The sequence below is a fragment of the Vibrio sp. J2-4 genome, from assembly GCF_021728155.1.
Lineage (GTDB): Bacteria > Pseudomonadota > Gammaproteobacteria > Enterobacterales > Vibrionaceae > Vibrio > Vibrio diabolicus.
Genome location: NZ_JAKKCN010000003.1, coordinates 610348 through 630138, shown reverse-complemented (window position 1 = coordinate 630138; position 19791 = coordinate 610348). Strand labels below are relative to the sequence as shown.

At 45.1% G+C, this 19791-nt stretch carries 21 protein-coding genes; 12 read left to right on the top strand and 9 right to left on the bottom strand.

Features of this window, described 5'->3' with window-relative positions; genetic code table 11:
- Nucleotides 1-5: 5 nt before the first annotated feature.
- From flhA to L3V32_RS13005, 7 genes are read right to left on the bottom strand one after another with little or no spacing between them, the layout of a single operon-like run.
- Nucleotides 6-2096 carry a flagellar biosynthesis protein FlhA gene (gene flhA / locus L3V32_RS13035; RefSeq protein WP_237284451.1) on the bottom strand — a complete coding sequence of 697 codons (2091 nt, stop codon included), beginning with the start codon at nucleotides 2094-2096 and terminating at the stop codon, nucleotides 6-8.
- Between the two features lie 31 nt (nucleotides 2097-2127).
- Nucleotides 2128-3255, bottom strand: a complete 1128-nt coding sequence (gene flhB / locus L3V32_RS13030) for a flagellar biosynthesis protein FlhB (RefSeq protein ID WP_006741983.1) — start codon at nucleotides 3253-3255, stop codon at nucleotides 2128-2130.
- Nucleotides 3252-4028, bottom strand: coding sequence for a flagellar biosynthetic protein FliR (gene fliR / locus L3V32_RS13025; RefSeq protein WP_006741982.1), 777 nt, complete (start codon nucleotides 4026-4028; stop codon nucleotides 3252-3254). Before fliR ends, flhB begins: the two co-directional genes overlap by 4 nt.
- A complete protein-coding gene (gene fliQ, locus L3V32_RS13020; protein WP_005375036.1) occupies nucleotides 4028-4297 on the bottom strand; it encodes a flagellar biosynthesis protein FliQ in 270 nt (89 codons plus the stop codon). Before fliQ ends, fliR begins: the two co-directional genes overlap by 1 nt.
- A gap of 13 nt (nucleotides 4298-4310) precedes the next feature.
- Complete coding sequence (gene fliP, locus L3V32_RS13015) at nucleotides 4311-5069, bottom strand: flagellar type III secretion system pore protein FliP (protein ID WP_237284450.1); 759 nt, start codon at nucleotides 5067-5069, stop codon at nucleotides 4311-4313.
- A gap of 18 nt (nucleotides 5070-5087) precedes the next feature.
- On the bottom strand, nucleotides 5088-5459 hold the full coding sequence (gene fliN / locus L3V32_RS13010; RefSeq protein WP_005398044.1) for a flagellar motor switch protein FliN: 372 nt from the start codon (nucleotides 5457-5459) through the stop codon (nucleotides 5088-5090).
- On the bottom strand, nucleotides 5456-6274 hold the full coding sequence (locus L3V32_RS13005; RefSeq protein ID WP_237284449.1) for a FliM/FliN family flagellar motor switch protein: 819 nt from the start codon (nucleotides 6272-6274) through the stop codon (nucleotides 5456-5458). The genes fliN and L3V32_RS13005 overlap by 4 nt, the downstream gene beginning before the upstream one ends.
- Nucleotides 6275-6658: 384 nt before the next feature.
- Here L3V32_RS13005 and L3V32_RS13000 point away from each other — a divergent pair, with 384 nt between their 5' ends.
- From L3V32_RS13000 to fliJ, 8 genes are read left to right on the top strand one after another with little or no spacing between them, the layout of a single operon-like run.
- On the top strand, nucleotides 6659-7678 hold the full coding sequence (locus L3V32_RS13000; RefSeq protein WP_237284448.1) for an OmpA family protein: 1020 nt from the start codon (nucleotides 6659-6661) through the stop codon (nucleotides 7676-7678).
- Nucleotides 7678-9009, top strand: a complete 1332-nt coding sequence (locus L3V32_RS12995) for a sigma-54-dependent Fis family transcriptional regulator (protein ID WP_237284603.1) — start codon at nucleotides 7678-7680, stop codon at nucleotides 9007-9009. Before L3V32_RS13000 ends, L3V32_RS12995 begins: the two co-directional genes overlap by 1 nt.
- A gap of 15 nt (nucleotides 9010-9024) precedes the next feature.
- On the top strand, nucleotides 9025-9381 hold the full coding sequence (gene fliE / locus L3V32_RS12990) for a flagellar hook-basal body complex protein FliE (RefSeq protein WP_005375045.1): 357 nt from the start codon (nucleotides 9025-9027) through the stop codon (nucleotides 9379-9381).
- Between the two features lie 3 nt (nucleotides 9382-9384).
- Nucleotides 9385-11133: a flagellar basal-body MS-ring/collar protein FliF gene (gene fliF, locus L3V32_RS12985; protein ID WP_031780427.1), complete on the top strand. Its 1749-nt coding sequence runs from the start codon at nucleotides 9385-9387 to the stop codon at nucleotides 11131-11133.
- The gene (locus L3V32_RS12980; protein WP_005394839.1) at nucleotides 11102-12115 is read left to right on the top strand and encodes a flagellar motor switch protein FliG; all 1014 of its coding nucleotides are present in this window, start codon (nucleotides 11102-11104) and stop codon (nucleotides 12113-12115) included. Before fliF ends, L3V32_RS12980 begins: the two co-directional genes overlap by 32 nt.
- Nucleotides 12116-12119: 4 nt before the next feature.
- Complete coding sequence (fliH, locus tag L3V32_RS12975) at nucleotides 12120-12875, top strand: flagellar assembly protein FliH (protein ID WP_005394841.1); 756 nt, start codon at nucleotides 12120-12122, stop codon at nucleotides 12873-12875.
- The gene (gene fliI, locus L3V32_RS12970; protein ID WP_005394843.1) at nucleotides 12868-14214 is read left to right on the top strand and encodes a flagellar protein export ATPase FliI; all 1347 of its coding nucleotides are present in this window, start codon (nucleotides 12868-12870) and stop codon (nucleotides 14212-14214) included. The genes fliH and fliI overlap by 8 nt, the downstream gene beginning before the upstream one ends.
- Nucleotides 14215-14238: 24 nt before the next feature.
- The gene (gene fliJ / locus L3V32_RS12965; protein WP_005394844.1) at nucleotides 14239-14679 is read left to right on the top strand and encodes a flagellar export protein FliJ; all 441 of its coding nucleotides are present in this window, start codon (nucleotides 14239-14241) and stop codon (nucleotides 14677-14679) included.
- A gap of 13 nt (nucleotides 14680-14692) precedes the next feature.
- Here the strand turns inward: fliJ and L3V32_RS12960 are convergent, their stop codons facing one another.
- Both L3V32_RS12960 and L3V32_RS12955 read right to left on the bottom strand, forming a co-directional pair.
- Nucleotides 14693-15697 (bottom strand): trypsin-like serine protease, encoded by a 1005-nt coding sequence (locus tag L3V32_RS12960; protein WP_237284447.1) that lies wholly within the window; start codon nucleotides 15695-15697, stop codon nucleotides 14693-14695.
- A 125-nt stretch (nucleotides 15698-15822) separates the two neighbouring features.
- Complete coding sequence (locus L3V32_RS12955) at nucleotides 15823-16713, bottom strand: LysR substrate-binding domain-containing protein (protein WP_006741976.1); 891 nt, start codon at nucleotides 16711-16713, stop codon at nucleotides 15823-15825.
- 129 nt (nucleotides 16714-16842) lie between these two features.
- Here L3V32_RS12955 and L3V32_RS12950 point away from each other — a divergent pair, with 129 nt between their 5' ends.
- The 4 genes from L3V32_RS12950 (at nucleotide 16843) to L3V32_RS12935 (ending at nucleotide 19693) form a co-directional block, all read left to right on the top strand.
- Nucleotides 16843-17766, top strand: a complete 924-nt coding sequence (locus L3V32_RS12950) for a DMT family transporter (protein ID WP_005394849.1) — start codon at nucleotides 16843-16845, stop codon at nucleotides 17764-17766.
- Between the two features lie 99 nt (nucleotides 17767-17865).
- Entirely contained in the window at nucleotides 17866-18312 is a 447-nt protein-coding gene (locus L3V32_RS12945; protein WP_237284446.1) for an SRPBCC domain-containing protein, read from the top strand.
- Between the two features lie 83 nt (nucleotides 18313-18395).
- Nucleotides 18396-19148: a phosphatase gene (locus tag L3V32_RS12940; RefSeq protein ID WP_170902869.1), complete on the top strand. Its 753-nt coding sequence runs from the start codon at nucleotides 18396-18398 to the stop codon at nucleotides 19146-19148.
- Between the two features lie 155 nt (nucleotides 19149-19303).
- Nucleotides 19304-19693, top strand: coding sequence for a cytochrome b562 (locus L3V32_RS12935; protein WP_005394852.1), 390 nt, complete (start codon nucleotides 19304-19306; stop codon nucleotides 19691-19693).
- Nucleotides 19694-19791 lie beyond the last annotated feature (98 nt).

Below are 19791 nucleotides of genomic sequence, written 5' to 3'. Positions count from 1 at the left end.
TAAGATTAACCAAGGTTTCCTACCACATTGATTTGTTTGTTTTCTGGAATTTCGTTGTAAGACAATACTGCCAGTCCTTGCGTAAATGTGCGTGCGTAACGAGCCAGAAGTGGACGTAACTGAGGCATAACGAGAAGAATCGGAGGTAATCCCTGTTGTTTGAGCTGTTGTCTTATCAGTGGCAAGTTTTGTTGGAACTGACCAAGAATATTTGGCTCAATTGGGAAGCTGTCTAATATTACTGTACCAGAAGATTGTGCTTGTTGTAGCGAAGTCAGTAGCATTTGTTCTAGTTCATCAGAGAGAGCATAGACATTTAATTCGTTTTTCTGTCCCGCAATCAGGTTTACGAGCGTGCGTTTTAGTGCGCAACGCACATCAGATGCCAGTAAAATCGGGTCTTTAGTGTTTTCCGCGGACTCCAGCATCGTGTTAGCAATCGTACGAATATCTTTTAGTGGCACTTGGTCTAGTAACAACTGGCGATATACTTTGAGTTGCTGCGCAGGGTTAAGTGCCGCGGCTAGGGCTTCGGCTAACTTCGGTGCTTGCTGTGTCAAACGTTGCGTCATGGCTTCAACATCGTCGTGCGTAAACAACTCAGCAAGGTTTGTTTTCATTATCTTGCTAATATGAGTCGCGATGACCGTGCCATCATCGACCACTTGATAACCCATGTTCAGCGCTTTCGCTTTGTCTTGATGTTCAATCCACACTGCTGGTAATTGGTAAGCAGGATCACTGCCCAAAATACCATCTACTTCACCGTACGTTTCGCCGACTGCAATCGCCATCAAACGTTCTGGCTCGATAAAGCCTTGTTCGATCACTTCGCCATTGAGAGAAATTGTATACTGATTCGGCTTAAGGCTTAGGTTGTCTCGAATACGCACCTCTGGTAATAAAAAGCCGACTTGTTCAGATAGGTTACGGCGCACACCGCGAATACGCTGTGATAAAGGTGCACCTTGTTCTTTGTTGACTAGGTGAACGAGACGGTAGCCCAGGGAAAGCGACAACGTTTGAACATGAGGAATATCGTCCCACGTAAGTGGTGTATCGTCCTCTTGCATGGCTTGTGAAAGTGCTTCGACTTCCTCGATTTGGGAGTCTTGCACGGGCTTTTTCGTTTGACGCCAACCCGCGAAAGCTAAAGCACCCGCGAAAGCAAAAAAGGCCAAATGTGGCATGCCTGGTACCATGCCTATCACAGCCATGATGCCGGCGACGGTAAACAATGTCGCCGGGGTTGCCAGCAATTGTTTTTGCATGGTTTCCGACATGCCATTATCGCTATCATTAATTCGCGTAACGATAATCGCTGCAGCCGTTGCCAATAGAAGTGACGGAATTTGAGCTACTAAGCCATCACCGATTGTAAGTAGTGCGTAGGTTTTAAAGGCGTCAGATGCTGCGAGTCCATGCTCAAAGACGCCGATGCTGATACCACCAATGATGTTGATAAACAGAATCAGCAAACCAGCGATAGCATCGCCTCGCACAAACTTTGAGGCACCGTCCATCGAGCCGTGGAAATCGGCTTCGTTAGCGACTTCTTTACGACGCAATCGAGCGGTTTCCTGATCGATAAGACCGGCATTTAAGTCGGCATCAATCGCCATCTGTTTGCCCGGTAAGGCATCCAAAGTAAAGCGCGCAGACACCTCAGAGATACGTTCGCCACCTTTGGTAATTACGACGAAGTTGATGATCATCAAGATAACAAACACCACCATACCAACGACGTAGTTACCGCCAATAACGACTTCACCGAACGCTTGGATGACTTTACCTGCCGCATCCCCCCCATTATGTCCTTCTAGGAGTACGATTCGTGTGGAAGCGACGTTCAGTGTAAGACGTAATAATGTCGCGACTAACAAAATCGTTGGAAAAACAGAAAAGTCTAATGGTCGCTTTGCGGTAGTGCTGACCAGCAATACTAGGATTGCTAAGACGATATTGAAGGTAAACAACGCATCCAATAGCAGGGGAGGCAAAGGTAAAATCACCATTGCCAAAATCATTAGCAAGACAATTGGAATGCCAATGTAGCCTTTGGTTGATGTTTGAAGTTGTTTTAACCGGTTAAGCATACTTTCGTGTCCTTGGATAAACGCGGGTTAATCAGTGCTGCAAATGCTTTGGAATCGAAAAATGAGGCAAAGGAGTTGGCTCTTTTCCTTCACCTTTACGGAAGGCTTTCAATTGCAAAACGTAAGTAAGAATATGTGCCACGGCAATGTACAGTTGGCTTGGGATTGCTTGTTCAATCGCCGTGGTGTGATAGATCGAACGAGTCAACGGTGGTGAGTTGATGATCTCCACCTTGTTTTCTCGGGCGATTCGTTGAATGTGCATGGCTGTTTCGTCTACGCCTTTTGCAACTACAAATGGAGCATCAGAAAGTGAAGGTTCGTACTTCAGAGCGACAGCGTAGTGAGTTGGGTTAGTGATGATCACGTCAGCCGTTGGTACCATCTTATCGATTTTACGGCGTGCAAACTGCTGTTGAATTTGACGGATTCGCTGCTTTACTTCTGGGCGGCCTTCGTTGTTCTTGAATTCCTCCTTCAGCTCTTGTTTGGTCATACGCAGCTCTTTTAGGTGCTCCCAACGTTGGTAGGGAATGTCTACAACACCAAATAACAACAACGCAAACCCCATCAACAGTAAGCCTTCAAAGAGAATAGACATCACCAGGGAAAAGCCTTGGCTTAAAGGTAAGTTTTGCATACCTAGCAGAGGCTGTAAGTGGTTGTCTAAATAGCCATATAAGATGCCGAAGATCACGGCTACTTTGAACGTGGACTTTAAGAGCTCAACCACTGAGCGTGTCGAAAAAATGCGCTTTATCCCACTTAAAGGATTAATTTTGCTCAGCTTTGGCATCACGTTCGCCGGACGGAACATCCAACCGCCTAGTACAAGGCTGCTACCACAGGTCACGATAATAATGACGGTAAACAACGGTAATAACATGTCGATGATTACCGCTAAACTTTGTCCTAATTGCTCGACAAGCTGTTTAGGATTTTCTAGGTCGGCTCGCGTCAGCATCATGTTGTAGCGAAAAATACCTGACATACTTTCCCAAATGCTATTGAGCTGAGAGTAAAAGTAGAGCGCTACCGCTAGAAATATCACCGCAGTAGTAAACTCTTTTGCTCGAGGAATTTGTCCTTCCTGACGTGCTTTTTTTACTTTCTGCGGCGAGGCTTTTTCAGTTTTGTCCTGAGACGATTGATCGCTCATGCGCCCCCCAACATAAAGTTACTCAAGTGTCTGATGGTGTCGTGCACAAGCGCGGTGTAGCGACCCGGCACACCAGATACTGAAATTAATACGCTGAACAGGCCAAGAAGCATCGTCATTGGAAAGCCTAACGCATACACGTTGAGTGAGGGGGCGGCGCGATTCATCACACCAAAACTGATGTTGGCTAAGAGCATTGAAACAATAGCAGGCAACGCTAGTGCTAAAGCAGAAGCAAACATCCAACCGAAAATATTTACAACGCCTTGCAGAGAAAGCGATGTTATGCCAGAACCGACCGGCCACACGACAAAACTTTGAATCACGATATCAATGACGAGCAAGTGTCCTTCTAGCGCGAGAAATAACAAGGTTGAAAATATAAGAAATATGCGGCCCAAAATGGCGACAGAAAGTCCGTTGATAGGATCATTCATCATTGCCATACCCAATCCCATTTGCAGAGAAACGACCTGACCAAGCATGGTGAAAACGTTAAAGAGCATGTGCAAAATTAGCCCAAACATCACGCCCCAAATCGCTTGCTCAAAAGCAAGGAATAGAGACGTCATGGAGAATAATTCGACTTGTGGCATTGGTGGCATCAATGGTGCGGTAATCACGACGATCGAAAGTGCCAGTAAGGTACGGATCCAAACGGGAATGATTGCATCACCAAAGAAGGGCATCGAAATAAATACAGCTCCCACACGAAAAAACGGCCACCAGAGTTGACCGAGTATCGCTGAGAGCTCTGCAAATGTGATGGCCATTAGCCAATCATCCCCGGTATGTTGTGGAATAAGAAATCAAACAGTTCCATGATTTTTCGGAGCATCCAATGACCCGCAAAAATCACCATCAATAGCGTAACGAGCAAACGTGGTAAAAAGCTGAGTGTTTGCTCGTTGATTTGTGTGGCGGCCTGGAAAACGGCGATACACAAACCGACAATTAGGCCAGGAACAACCAGTACCGCAACCATCAGAATGATCAGCCATACTGCATCGGAAAATAACGTTACGGTTAGTTCAGGGGTCATAGCATGCTCCTATTTAACCGAAACTGGCAGATAATGTGCCAACCGTCATTGCCCAGCCATCCACGAGTACAAACACCACCAGTTTAAAAGGGAGTGAAACAATCAAAGGCGATAGCATCATCATACCCATTGCCATGAGCACACTGGCGACAACCAAGTCGATAACCAAGAAGGGGATGAAGAGCATAAAGCCAATTTGAAAGGCGGTTTTTAGTTCACTGATGACAAACGCAGGCAAGACAACCGCAAAAGAAATATCTTCAACGTTTTGGTCGAGTGGTTCATTGGCAATACGCAGCATTTGCTCAAGAGAGCTTTGATGAGTTTGTGCCAGCATGAACTCTCTCACGGGTTTCTCTGCTACAGAGAATGCTTGTATGAGCGTGATTTCACCATTGTCATACGGTTGAAATGCATTTTCATGAATATTGCTCCAAACAGGTCGCATGATCAGCAAGGTCAATGCCAAAGCAATCCCAACCAATACGCGGTTAGGAGGACTTTGTTGAAGACCAAGGGCTTGGCGCAAAATCGCGAGGACGACGATAATCCGAGTAAAGCTCGTTGCCATCAGAATGAATGCTGGAAGAAAACTGAGCGCCGTCATCAACAACAGAATTTGCAATTTAACGCTGTATTCTTGCTGTGTGTCGCCATCAGAAACGGACAAGATAGTTAAGCCGTTGTCTGCCGCCATGGTTGGGAAAGCAAACAAAAGTGACACCAGTACCAAAAGAGGTAACCAACGGTGCCAAGCGCTCAGATTTTTCATTGTGATGCCTACCTAAGATTATTGACCAACGCCACTCAATGCAGAGTCATGTACATCGATCAGACGAAGTCCGTACTTATCATTAACGACGACGACTTCAGCGTGACCCATTAGAGAGCCGTTTACCTTTACGTCTAAAGGCTCACCATTGAGCTTTTCAAGTTCGATAACCGTGCCTTCTCCGGCTTTCATTAAGTCCCCAAGTGGGATTTCTTTGCTTGCAACTTCCAGCGTGACAGTGACGGGAATACTTTTGAAAAAGCTAAGATCACGTTCCGCAGTTGCTGGTTCTTGTTGGAGCGTACTTTCAGCTTCAAAGTCTTCTAATTGAAAGTCGTCAAAGTTCAATTCTTCTGCGTCGAATGCATTCGTTTCTGGCGCTTCGCTCATCGCTGCGGTTCCTTATCAGGGTTAAAGATCAAAACAAGTTGGCCGTCTTGCTCAGCAATACGACCTGTAAATAAAGATTGGTTACCAATGCTGACTGGAACCGTATTAAGAAGCTCAATTGGTAAAATATCGTTAGGTTGTAAGCCAACAACGTCGCTCAACGGCATCTTCTTTTTACTTAAAACAACATTCAGTCGAACAGGCGTTGCCTCTAAAGAGCGACAGAATGGTTGGTACAAATCCGTATCGGGCTGCAGTTCAAGCTGCTCGATCAGTGTTTGAATAAGGTGGCTATCTAGTTTGAGATGAATTGAGCCTTGGTGATCGTCAAACGCGATGTTTAATTGCACGTTAATTCCAATCCCTCGGGGCGCTTCGTACTCACCCATTTCCCACATCTCACCTGGTGCAAGCCAACCAATAATGATACGACTGATTCGCTCTTGTAAGCGGAGATCACTTGCTGTCAGTGTTGTTGCTGAACGCTCAGTGCTGGCGCCATAGAACCGATCTGCCAGTTTTATTAACGTGTGAGCATCTCCATGAACAAATACCATGCCGCCCTCTTGGTGTTGATAGGTTGACGTTTGGTCTTTATCCATTTTTATTGGTGTAAAGCGATGCAAGTTTACAGAGGTTAAGCTAGCTTCCACTTTACTCGTACTGAGCCAATTTTGTAATTCAATCGTAAGGCTGGAACAAGACTCTGAAATCAAGCCTTCAAGCTTTTCACGAATGATATGAATAGGTTTGCCTAATAATTCTACATCAAGTAGTTGAATATCAGAAATAGGCTCGCTAACTCTATTTTCCATTTATATTTTACCGTGCGTTAACAATCGAAACTGTTTTAACTTAATGGCGTGTAGTCTACACAGAAATTTTAATGATCTTTTAGTTTCAAACTCTAAGATTGTGACTTTAGTTCACATGTTGCCTTGAGCATATAGTCTTAATCTTTTAATAAAATTTAAAAAGGGTTAGTTTCCTTTATAAATTGCTTAATAAGAAAATATAAAAATATTAAGCGTTTTTAGTTGTTATTAACTTTTTAAAACCATCTTCATGGTGTAACGGCTAATTTAGATAATTAAAATATAAGACATTGTTTTTAAAGTTTAAATCTTAATTTTAAAGGTTTGGCTATGCTCTTGTGAGTATTTTGTAACCAGTTTCAATATTCAGAATAGGTAATTAACATGATTAGCTATGCCAGTTATCACGGCTTAGTGGCATATTTAATTAAATTGATAAGGTCATGGAATTGTAAGATATACATGAACCCTAACAGTTTAATAAATTGTAAAATATTTATTTTTGTCAGTTTGCTAGTGTCTAAGGTGACATATTCAGGTGAGGTTGTGACCATCCCCATGGACCTTTCAAAGTGGACATATAAAGGAAACAACTTTGAATGCAACTTATTGCACTCAAGCACGCCGTATGGGAAGTTTTATTTCCGCTCGGAACCTAACAATAAAACTTATTTTATTTCCGATATACATTATGAAAATAATAAATGGAAAACGATTGCTCTAATAAGTCAAAGTGCCCCTTGGTCTGGTGAGCTTTATAGAAAAGAGTTTGCCACCCTTGATTTTACTAAGCCATCCCAACGATTTGTCTTCAGCAAAGGCGTTGATGAACTCATAGATTCAATTGCTACTGGTAATTGGGTGACGTTGTCACTAAAGGGAAGTAACGCTTCCTCTTTGTCAGAGATTGTGATTCCGACTATTCAAATTCAAAACGCGCTCAAGCCATTTAATGCCTGTCGAGCGCGTTTGCCTAAGCTTTCGTTTTCAGAGGCACGAAATCTTGTTCTGTCTTTTGACTTTGGTCAGAAGGCGCTAAGTCGTAAGCAGCAAGAAACGCTCGCAGCGTTAAATAGCTATGTATCTGTTGATGATCGTGTGACCAAGATTTTAATTGATGGCCACACCGATAACGTTGGTTCTAGTTTGGCGAACCTTTCAGTATCACGTACTAGAGCAGAGCAAGTTGCCGAGGCCTTAGTTGAACTTGGTATTGATAAATCGATGCTCGAAACAAGAGCGCATGGTTCTCGTTACCCAATTGCCAGCAATAGTTCGACGAAGGGCCAAGCGAAAAATCGACGCGTAACGTTGCGCCTAGTTAGAGATAACGAGCGAACGGAAGTGAAACACCACCCTGATGTACAACAACAAAATCAACAAACGGAAGTTAAGGTTCAATGATGACGAAAACGAAAATTTTGTTGGTTGAGCCGAATGAAGCTCTTGCTCAACCAGTATTGGATGTGTTGCAAAATGCAGGTTACACCGCAAAACACACTCGTACTGGCCGAGGCGCATTACTTGAAGAGCGGGCAGAAATCACTCTTGTGAGCTCTACTTTACCGGATATGTGTGTCCGCGAGTTTGTTGCTTGCCACCAAAAGCAACGTAACTCTGGCGTTGTTATCGCTATTGTCGATCAAGAGCAGGGAATCTTGGCTGCTGAGACGATGAAATCGGGAGCAACCGATTATCTATTACGCCCATTTGAAGCGAATCAGCTGCTCAATTTACTGAAGCGCGTTGAAGCGCTAGGTAAGCCAATGGCCAACATTGTTGCGGAATCTTGGCGAAGCAAACAGGTACTGCAATTGGCGCATCGTGCCGCTTGCACCAGCGCCAGCGTGTTAATTACAGGCGAATCGGGTACGGGTAAAGAAGTGCTGGCTCGATATGTGCATGAGCACTCTCCACGTATTGATGGTCCATTTGTGGCGGTTAACTGCGCCGCCATTCCAGAGTCGATGCTAGAAGCGGTTCTATTTGGTCATGTAAAAGGTGCCTTCACAGGAGCGACTAACTCTCAAAGCGGTAAGTTTGAAGAAGCGAATGGCGGGACGATTTTGCTAGATGAAATCGGAGAAATGTCCCCTGCAGTTCAAGCCAAGTTATTACGAGTTCTTCAAGAGCGTGAAGTGGAACGCGTAGGTAGCCACAAGGCGGTGAAGCTTGATATTCGTGTTATTGCGGCAACCAATAAAGACTTACGGGAAGAAGTTCAAAAAGGCACATTCCGTGAAGACCTTTATTACCGATTGGATGTTTTGCCTCTGCACTGGCCGCCTTTGCGTGAAAGAAAAGAAGACATTTTACCGATCAGCCAATTCTTTATTGAAAAGTATCAAGATAGCAGTCGCTGTCATCTATCCCAAGATGCGATCAGTGCGCTGAGTCAGTATCACTGGCCAGGCAATATTCGCGAGTTGGAAAATGTCATTCAGCGTGCATTGGTCATGCGTCATGGTGACTACATTACTGCCCATGATCTGATGCTACCTATTGAACTTGTTGCGCCAGTTTCATCCGCTGAGCCAGCTTCAAGCTTTGGTCATGTAGAAGCGAAGAAGCAGGCCGAATATCAATTTATTTTAGAAAAATTACGTCAGTTTGGTGGAAACCGAACGAAAACCGCAAACGCGCTTGGAGTATCAACTCGAGCGCTACGCTACAAACTCGCAGCCATGCGAGAACATGGTATTGATTTACAGTCGGCACTAGGCTCGGCTGCCTAATAGGAGAAAAAATAGATGGCAAGTCAACCTACTCATGCGGTCTCGGCAGAGCAACTTATGTTGTCAAAAATGCAGGCGATGCAGGCACAAGTGCAGCCGCCAGAGTTTATCGTGAGTGCAAATCCTTTAGATCAACAATCACTAAACGCACCATTATCGTTCTCACAAGCGATGACAAATGTGTTGGATACAGTGAATCAACATCAATCAGTGGCTAGTCAAAAAATGACGGCCGTAGAAACAGGAAAAAGTGATGACCTAGTTGGTGCGATGGTCGCTAGCCAAAAAGCCAGCTTATCATTTAATGCTTTGATGCAAGTGCGCAACAAAGTCGTGACCTCATTTGAAGATATTATGAAGATGCCGGTGTAATTCATGTCAGAACTAACCCCCCAAGTCGCCGGAAATACAGCCATGACCTCCGGCTCAGCACAGACATTTTCTACTGCGAATAGCATGGACGATGTAACAACGAAGCTGAAGCAAATCTGGTCGAGTAGTCAGAGAAACCTAGTGTTATCTGCCGTACTCGCTGCGATTGTTGCGGCAATCATTGTGGTCGCTCTTTGGAGTTCCTCACAAAGCTTCCGTCCACTGTATAGCCAACAAGAACGTTTTGATATCGGAGAGATTGTCTCGGTATTAGAAAGTGAAGGTGTGAGCTACCGTATGCAAGAGCAAAATGGCCAAGTTCTTGTGCCAGAAGGCGAAGTTGCGAAAGTTCGCATGTTGCTTGCGTCAAAAGGTGTTAAAGCCAAACTGCCGACAGGTTTGGATTCGCTTAAAGAAGACAGCTCTCTCGGTACAAGCCAATTTATGGAAACGGCGCGTTACCGTCATGGTTTAGAAGGTGAGTTAGTACGCACTATCATGTCTCTGAATTCAGTGGCGAATGCGCGTGTTCACTTAGCTATTCCTCGTCAAACCTTATTTGTTCGTCAAAACAGCGAGAACCCTTCAGCGTCAGTGATGCTTGAGCTGAAACCTGGCGAAGACCTCAAGTCTGAGCAAGTTGAAGCAATCATCAACTTAGTGGTTGGTAGCGTGACGGCGATGAAGCCTGAATTTGTATCTGTTATCGACCAATATGGCCGTTTACTCAGTGCAGATGTTGCTTCGGCGGAAGCAGGTAAAGTCAATGCAAAATACCTTGAATATCAAAAGAACGTTGAGAAGCAGATCATTCAACGCGCAGCAGACATGCTTACGCCAATTGTGGGTCCGAGTAACTTCCGTGTGCAAGTCGCTGCTGATATGGACTTTAGCCAAGTTGAAGAAACGCAAGAGATTTTGGATAACGCACCTGTCGTACGTAACGAGCACACCATTCACAACAACTCAGTTGACCAAATTGCGCTAGGCGTACCAGGTTCTCTAAGCAACCAACCGCCGGTAACTGGTGAAGAAGTAGAAACGAACGATAGCCAAAACACCAACGCACGCTCTGAAGTAAACCGTCAGTATGCAGTGGGGAGTAGTGTTCGTCGTACTCAATACCAACAAGGTCAAATTGAGAAAATGAGCGTGTCGGTACTGTTGAACTCGAAAGCCTCTCCGGATGGTGTTGCTTGGAGTGAAGCAGATAAAGAGCAGATTTCAAATATGATCATGGATGCTGTCGGTATTTCTGCGGCACGAGGTGACAGCTTAAGCTTGATGAGTTTCAACTTCACTCCAATTGAAATTGATGCGCCTCCTGCGCTGCCGTGGTGGCAAGACCCTACAGTACAGCAGCCAATACGTTACGTTATCGGTGGTTTGTTAGGCTTGGCGATGATCTTCTTCGTACTACGCCCATTGATCATGCACCTCACAGGCGTTGATAAGCCAGTACCAGAGTTAGACTTTGCAGAGCCGCAAGAAGAGCCTGATTATGACAACCTGCAAACGCGTGAAGAGCGTGAGCATGAAGAAGTGCTTGATCGCCGTCTATCAGAAAAAGGTATCTCAGCCTCTTCCGGCTTAGATGTAAACAGCGACATGCTGCCTCCAGCCGGTTCGCCACTAGAGATTCAATTGAAACACCTACAGCTTATTGCCAATGAAGAGCCAGAGCGCGTAGCCGAAATACTGAAACAATGGGTAAACATCAATGAACACAGTTCCATCAAAGCAGACGCTTAGTTATGTAGAACAAACCGCGCTCGTGCTATTAGGCATGGGCGAGGATGCCGCTGCGAAGGTTTTACAGCACTTTAGCCGTGATGAAACCCAGCGGGTGACTCGTGCAATGGCGAAGTTGAATGGCATTAAGAGCGATTCCGCTCGCGGCGTTATTCAAACTTTCTTTGAAGACTTTCGTGAGCACAGTGGCATTCGTGGAGCTTCTAAAGAATATTTGTCTAATACGCTACGTAAAGCATTGGGTAATGATTTGGCAAAAGGGCTGCTGAATACGCTGTATGGTGATGAAATTCGCAACAATATGCAGCGCTTACAGTGGGTAGAAGCAGAAACGCTTGCTCGTTTCATTGTGAATGAGCACCCGCAAATGCAAGCGATTTTTCTTGCCTATTTGCCAGCTGATAGCTCTTCAGCGGTGTTGAAGCACCTGCCACAAGATTACCATGACGAAATCTTGTTCCGAATTGCTCAGCTGCAAGACATCGATCATCAAGTTGCTATTGATTTGCATGAGCTCGTTGAGCGCTGCATTGAAAAAGTATCTGCAAGCCAAAGCACACCGCTATCTGGTGTCAAGCAAGCTGCTGACATCATTAACCGCTTTGAAGGTGATCGCGGGTCGTTGATGGAAATGCTGAAGTTGCATGATGAAGATGTCGTTAATGCCATTGAAGAGAATATGTTCGACTTTATGGTTCTTGGTCGTCAGCGTGAAGAAACCATGGACATGCTGGTGCAGCAGATCCCACTAGAATTGTGGGCAGTTGCACTTAAAGGTTCAGAAATTACGTTACAGCAAGCCATTAAACGTTCTATGCCTCAGCGTATGGTGAAAGCACTGGAAGACGATATGGAAGCGCGCGGGGCTGTTGCGCTAAGTCGTGTTCAAAAAGCGCGTCAAGACATCATGCAAATGGTGCGTGAATTGGATGAATCTGGTGAAGTTCAGTTGCTTCTTTATGAAGAGCCAACGGTGGAGTAACGTCATGGTAGAGACAAAATCAAGTACGATGCGACTGCCGCCGAGTGGATACCGTTTGCACCGTTTTCCGCCTTTGGCGCAGCCTAAGGCTATAGAAGACGAATTCGGGCTAGATAACCAGGGTTGGCAAGAGCCGCAAGTTGATATTCAACAACAGCTTGAAGCCGGTTTTCAACAAGGTTTACAGCAAGGGCATGAAGAAGGCTTACGTCAAGGTATCGAGCAGGGTAAGCAACAAGGCCTGTTAGATGGACAAAAAGAAGGCTTCCAAAAAGGCTTTGTGTCTGGTGAGCAGTCAGGAAAACAGAGTTTTCTAGAGGCGGCGAAACCCGTGAACGAGCTCTTTCATGCGCTGTCTCGCTGGCAAGACGAAAAAGAGCAACAGCAACGTCATATGATTTGTGAGCTGGTACAAAAAGTGGCTCAGCAAGTGATTCGTGCTGAGCTCACTTTAATGCCTCAACAGATCCTTGCCTTGGTGGATGAGACATTGTCTGCCATGCCAGGCAAAGCGGAAACCGTAACCGTGCATTTAAATCCGCAGGATTTAGAAAGAATTACTCACATTAATGCTGATCTGCCACAATCTTGGAAACTGGTGGCTAATACGGAACTTCCGATTGGTGGCTGCCAACTAGTGACCGATGATGCAGAGGCGGATGCAAGTTGCGACTCTCGTTTAGAAGCCTGTATGGACAATGTAAAACAACACCTTTTGGATGAAGTTAGTATTCCGCAGGTAGAATCAGAGCATGAGTAATACCTTAAGCCATGAGCTATTGAGTGAGCGTTTGAGCGAAGCATTGGCTTCGCTCGATTCAATCCCTGTTGCTCGCGTGACAGGGCGCTTGATTAAAGTAAACGGCTTAATGTTACAAGCCGTTGGGTGCCGGTTTAAACTGGAGCAGCGCTGTCTCGTAGAAACCGCAGAAGGCGACATGATCGAAGCGCAAGTGGTGGGCTTTGAGCACACTATTGCTTACCTAATGCCTATTCGGCGCTTAGGTGGCTTATTTGCTGGTGCGAAAGTCATTCCTCTGGACGGTGACAGTACCGTGCAGTTAAGTGCTCAGTGGTTAGGGCGAGTGCTGAATGGTTTAGGTGAGCCGTTGGACGACGGGGCACCGCTAAAAGGGGGAGATCGTGTTTCACTTGAACCAAAACCGATTAACCCATTGAAGCGACGTCCTGTTGATACCCCACTCAACGTTGGGGTGCGCGCAATCAATGGACTCTTGACCGTCGGAAAAGGTCAACGCATTGGCTTAATGGCGGGCAGTGGTGTCGGTAAAAGTGTTTTAATGGGGATGATCACCAAAAACACCGAAGCCGATGTGATTGTGGTTGGTCTTATTGGTGAGCGAGGCCGAGAGGTACGCGAGTTCATCGAACGAAACTTAACCCCAGAGGCGCGCAAGAAGGCGATTATCATCGCAGCTCCTGCTGATGAATCCCCGCTGATGAGGTTAAGAGCGACACTGCTTTGTCATCGCGTTTCCGAGTATTTTCGAGACCAAGGCAAAGATGTTCTGTTGTTGATGGACTCTCTCACTCGATACGCCATGGCACAGCGTGAAATCGCTCTTTCGCTTGGCGAGCCTCCAGCATCTCGCGGTTATCCGCCCTCTGTCTTCAGCGTGTTACCGCAACTCCTTGAGCGTGCGGGCAACAGTGAAAATCAGCACGGTAGCCTAACCGCAATTTATACCGTGTTGGCGGAAGGGGACGACCAGCAAGATCCTGTCGTGGATTCTGCGCGTGCTATCTTAGATGGGCATGTCGTATTATCGCGTCAACTTGCCGAGCAAGGGCACTATCCTGCCATTGATATTAATGCGTCTATTAGCCGTTGTATGAGCACCTGTACACAGGAGGCGCATAGCACGATCGCGAATAATTTCCGCCAGATGTACTCCAACTATCTTCAGGTGAAAGAACTGCTGCCGTTAGGAGGCTATCAACCGGGGCAAGATCCTGAATTAGATCAATCTGTTGCTATGTATCCAAACTTACGTGCGTATTTACAACAAGCCGCCAATGAGTCAGTGGATTACCCAACCAGTTTGACCGAGCTCGCGCAGCTTTTTCAAAGTGCTTAACCAAGTGGGAGTGGTATTGTTGAGATGAAATCCAAGTTAAAAGCAGTGGGTAAGCTGCAACAAATGGAAGAAAAGCAACGTGATCGTGTGGGTCAGCAACTTGATGCCATGCGCCAACGTCACTCCCATCTTTCAATGCAGTTGGAACAATTGTCAGCATTGAAAGGCCATGCGGGACAATCAACAAGAACTGTTCCAACACTGACAAGCGCAGCGCTGATGAACTTTAATCGTGTCGATCAAATGCTGCAAAAAATGCTTCGCCACCATGAGCATGAACAAGCCGTCATGCAAGCGGAATGCGCGTCTGTACAAAAAACGCTGGAGCACAAACACGCTCGTGTTCAAGGGTTAGAAAAAGTGCTCGAACGATGGCGTACTAAGCAAAATTATGAAAAAGCGAAAAAAGAGCAAAAAATAATAGAAGACATCATCAACTCTCGTGTTAAGCGCAAGATATTATGATGTCTTATCGAAGCTATTTGGAGCGCGAATAATAGCTTCGGCGTCTTAGCCAACCAAACCAGCCTCCAAGCATGATCATCCCTGCGCCAAGTGCGCCACCACTACTGCCATTGTCCTCAAAGCCAGATGTGTTGGTATCTTCTGGTTCAAAGCCGGAATCACCTTCACTATGATAATCTTCTGTGCTTGCTAAGAGGGCATTGTAACGAGTCTTCACTCCCGAACTGGTTTGGGCTTCAATCCATGTTGTGTAATTTAGAACCTCAGTAAACACACTCGGAATCGCAGCGGATTCACAAACAGAAGAACCATAGCTTACAATACCGATTTGTTGATACATTCCGTTATTGTCTTGATAGGTGAGAGGGCCACCAGAGTCACCGCTACAAATACCGGTATAACTGCGCTCAGGAAACCCATTGGCACATAAGCTTTCTTGAGCATTAAACCCGGTCACTAAAGAAGCACATTGCGCATCGGTGAGTGGTTTTACTTCCGCCCATCGCAAATAACTTGGTCCATTTTCATCGTTGGTCGAGGTTTGCCCTAAACCGAATATCTGATAAACCGATTGGCTGCTGTAATCACCAAAATCTTGCGGCAACGTAATGGATTGAACGTTGTCGGTGATCGGGTGGGTAAGTTCAAGTACGGCGATATCATTAATCCATAAATCACTAGGCTCGTAATTTGGATGAATGACGATAGAGCGAACATCTTTGAATTCTTCAACAAACACATCATTCATTGTCGGGTTTTTTACTAAAACTCGTAGATCATTGATTGTCCATCCGTCAGAAAAAACACTCGGCTCTACACAGTGAGCGGCGGTTAAAATGAAGCGGTCATTAACAATTGTGCCGCCACAGATGTTGGCAAATTGATTAGCGCCAGTTTTGTGTAGAATGAGTCGTGCGAAAAAGGGCAATTGATTTTGAGTGGCTTGCTGGCCGCCTATGATTGCCGTTGAGATGCCTTGCTCTGAATGAGCGTCTTCACTTTCAGCGACTGCACTCATGGGTACTGCGAGGCAGAGTACGCTTAACCATATTTGATACCGCTTCATAAACCATCCTTGGATGAAAAGTGCTCTTTCTAACTTTATACTAATTTTTCAATGAATGTGCTTAACAAAAGGTTTCTTTAATTGAATGATTGTTGCAACCACGAGCGCAGAAGGTGAAACGATTCCAGCTTTAGCTTGTGTGGTGGGCAAACAAAGTAAAACTGTTGGTTAGGATTAATGACGGGTTTACCCAGCTCGATTAACTGGCCATATTTGATGTCATCTTTCACAAACAAGCGATGAGTCACCAATAAGCCTAAACGACGAGTCGTCGCCTGCACGGCTTGTATCGACATATTAAAAGTGATTGGCTTTTTGCTTTTAGGTCGCAGGATGCCAGTCGCATTCTGCCACACGTTCCAGTCATTTTTTCTTCGTTCGTTAGTGACTTCAATGATGGGATACTGCTTTAACAGTTGAGCTATATTTGAGTCATTCGTCTTAGCTATCAATTCAGGGCTACACACCAAAACCAGTTCATCTTCACTGAGCTTTTCACAGTAATAATCTTGCCATTCCTCGGTGTTTCCATGCACGAGGGCAGCGTCGATACCTTCTTGCTCTAGATTAAACCTGCCAGACAGGTTTGATAAACGAACGTCTAATTGCGGAGCAAAGTCCTGCAAACTCGACATTCGCGGAATCCACCAATGCAGCGCCAAGGAATTCACCATATTAAGCGTAATACGTTGCAAGTTTTGGTCTTGGATTAGCGCTTCTGTGGCATCGACAATTTGTTCTAAAGCTGGCGCAACCTTTCGATAATATTTTTTACCGTCAGCATTAAGTTGAACTTGTCTGCCTACGCGATCAAACAGAGGTTTGTTGACCTGAGTCTCCAGTGATTTTATCGCCTGACTCACCGCCGAATGACTCACACTTAATATCTGCGCTGCTTCTGTCATGCTGCCAGATTCCGCCACAGCGACAAATGCATAGATGGATTTTAGAGGGACTAATTTACGCATATTTTAGAAACCGTAACATGATGAGAGATAAGTTAACCTGTAAGTTTTTCTTACATTAATGGTTAATATTACTCGCTATTTACAATAAGTGATATCTCATAAAATACTCCACATATTAAGGAGTATCGAATGAATGCAGTAAATAAATCTATTCTTTTCATGCTGATGTCTACGTTAAGCTTATCTGTTACTGGGTTGTTAGCAAAGCAGTTGACAGGTGAACTTTCCGTCACACTGTTTAGTTTCTTACGCTTTTTGGCTCCTGCACTTATTTTGCTTGTCTTACTTCGTTTCAAAAATCTTACCTTTCCTAAAGCTGGGACGTTAAAACCGATTTTGCTTCGCGCCTTCTGTATCGGCTTATCACAGTTGTGTTTCATCGCGTCACTACAAACGTTAACGCTGGTAGAAGGGGTGGTATTGTTTGCCACTGGCCCATTATTTATTCCTTTGGTTGAAAAGCTGTTTATGGGAGGCCACATTCGCGTTTCAACATTGGCGGCTTTAGCAATGGCGTTTACTGGAGTGGTTATGTTGGCGGGAGTTGGTGGGGAGTTTACTTGGCGCTCGGATTTATTACTCGGTCTAGCTGGTGGACTCTTCAATTCCGGCTCTCAGCTTACGCTATATAAAGTGAGTAAAACTGATATGTCGCCATTAGAAATCAACTTTTGGGCGTTTGGGTTTGCTGCCGTATTTCTGTTACCGCTAACGTTGTTTAACGACATCGATGTTTTCCTCAAAGCCAATGTGATGGAATCTACTGTTTCTTCTAATATGCTGTGGCTCGGTGTGATGTCCCTGATGATCATTAACACCCAAGTTTTCCGCTCCAAAGCGTATCAACTGGCAAGCAGCGGCTCTCAACTTGCACCACTTATTTTTACTAACCTACTGTTCACCGCGGTTTGGCAGAGTGCGTTTTTCGATGACCGAATGAGTCAAAGCCAAATTATCGGGATGAGTTTAATCGTGCTCGCAACCATACTGAACACATGTTGGGTTCGCTTTACGGCGCATCGTGGTGGTAGGTTACAAGCGAGAACTTCTTAGCCTGTCGGAAAATAGAGGATTAAGTAAGGCAAATCAGAGGTGAGGTTTGATTTTTTCTGACAATGAACTAGCGTCAAGAAAGGTTCAGGGAGAGAAATAATGCTTACGCTAAATTATTACGTTGAGATTTCAGCTACACCGCAACGGGTGTGGGAAGTGCTAACCGATGCTGAGTTATACAAACGCTGGGCACAGGCTTTCTCACCCCAGTCTCAATTTGATGGGATATGGGAAGAAGGGCAAGGCATCACTTTTTTTGATCCCGATATGGGCGGAACGCGAGCGACTATCGATATCGTGCAACCGCAACAGCGTCTTGAATTTCATCACATTGCTATTTTTAATCCGGATAATAGGCAGCAATTGGATGGGGATTTAGCATCTAAGTGGATTGGATCACGAGAGATCTATCAGATCGACACCAATAGTGATCGTTTGTTACTCAATGTCACCATTCATACGCACAGCGACTTTGTTTCTATGTTTAATCACGGATGGGAAAAAGCGTTGCCCCTAATAAAAGCCATCAGTGAGGAGCAAGCTTAAGTCTGATACTCATCTTGGGCTGACGGTACGTCACGTGTAGGTATACAATAGCACGCAAGATAGCGCACCTAAGAGAGTGGATGATGGAATTTAAAGTTGATACCCATACACATACGTACGCCAGTGGTCATGCGTACAGCACCTTGATTGAAAATGCAAAATTGGCGAAAGAGAACGGCTTGGATATGTTCTGTACGACCGATCACGCAGAATCAATGCCGGGCGCGCCGCATTACTGGTTTTTCTCCAACCAAAAAATCCTGCCTCGATTTTTGGACGGTATCGCGATCATTCGGGGTGTGGAATCCAACATTCTTAATACCGAAGGCGACATCGATATTCCGCTGAGTGTCGATCGTAACCTAGATTGGGTTATTGCAAGTTTCCATGAACCTGTTTTTCGTCCTGCAAACAAAGAAACTCATACGGAAGCGCTCATTAATGTGATTCAAAACGGTCGTATTGATGCGCTTGGCCATCTTGGGAATCCAAATTTCGACTTTGATTTTCAGGCCGTTTTAACGTGCGCGAAAGAGCATAATGTTGCGATTGAAATCAATAACACCACGCTAAAAGGGAATAGCCGAGTGGGTAGCGTAGACCGTTGCCACGAGATTGCACAAATCGGTAAAGATCTCGGTGTCTTCTTCACAACGGGAAGTGATGCGCATTTCTGTCATGATGTTGGTAATCTGGATTTGGTTGGAGAGCTAATGGATAGAGTGGGTATCGATAGCAAAAAAGTGATTACTCACACCGCTCAGCAGTTTTTGTCTTTCTTAGCTCTGAGAGGCCGTAAGCCAATTCCAGAGTATGACGACATTCGCAACGCATAAACTTGATTACATTTTAGGTATGCACCTGGCGTAAGATTGCTTTACACTGCGACCCGGAAATACTCAACTAAGCTAGTTTGTCGCCTTTTATGGCGTGGGTTACTTGGGTAAATAAAGCCGACAGAGAATTCGGCACTATAAATGGAGAAGTGAAAATGTTACGTCCTTTAGTCCTAGGGTGTGCGATTGCGTTTGGCTCAACATACGCAATGGCAGAAGCGGTTGATTTAAAACAAAACATGAAGCAGATGAAGATGGAATTCAAACAGGCGGCAGAAGCGTCGGATGTTGAAACCATGAAGTCTGCAATTGATAGCTTGCAAGCAATCGTCGAGCAATCTAAGCGCGGCAACTATCCACCAGAGAAATTCGATACCTACTTAGAAGGCTTTAATAAACTAACGGTAACGTTAGACAAGATTGAGGCAGACTTAGACGCTGGTAACCTGCAAGACGCGAAAGCACAATTACGTGAAATTGATAGCCTACGTGAAGAATACCACGACAAGCGTAACCCAAGTATTTGGAGTAAGCTGTTCGGCTAATCGCGATAAAAGCTGACAATAGAATATGAAAATAGCCTGCCGTTTTGGTGGGCTTTTTTGTGTCTGTCAATTGCGTTATTGAAGAAAAGCTGTGAGGT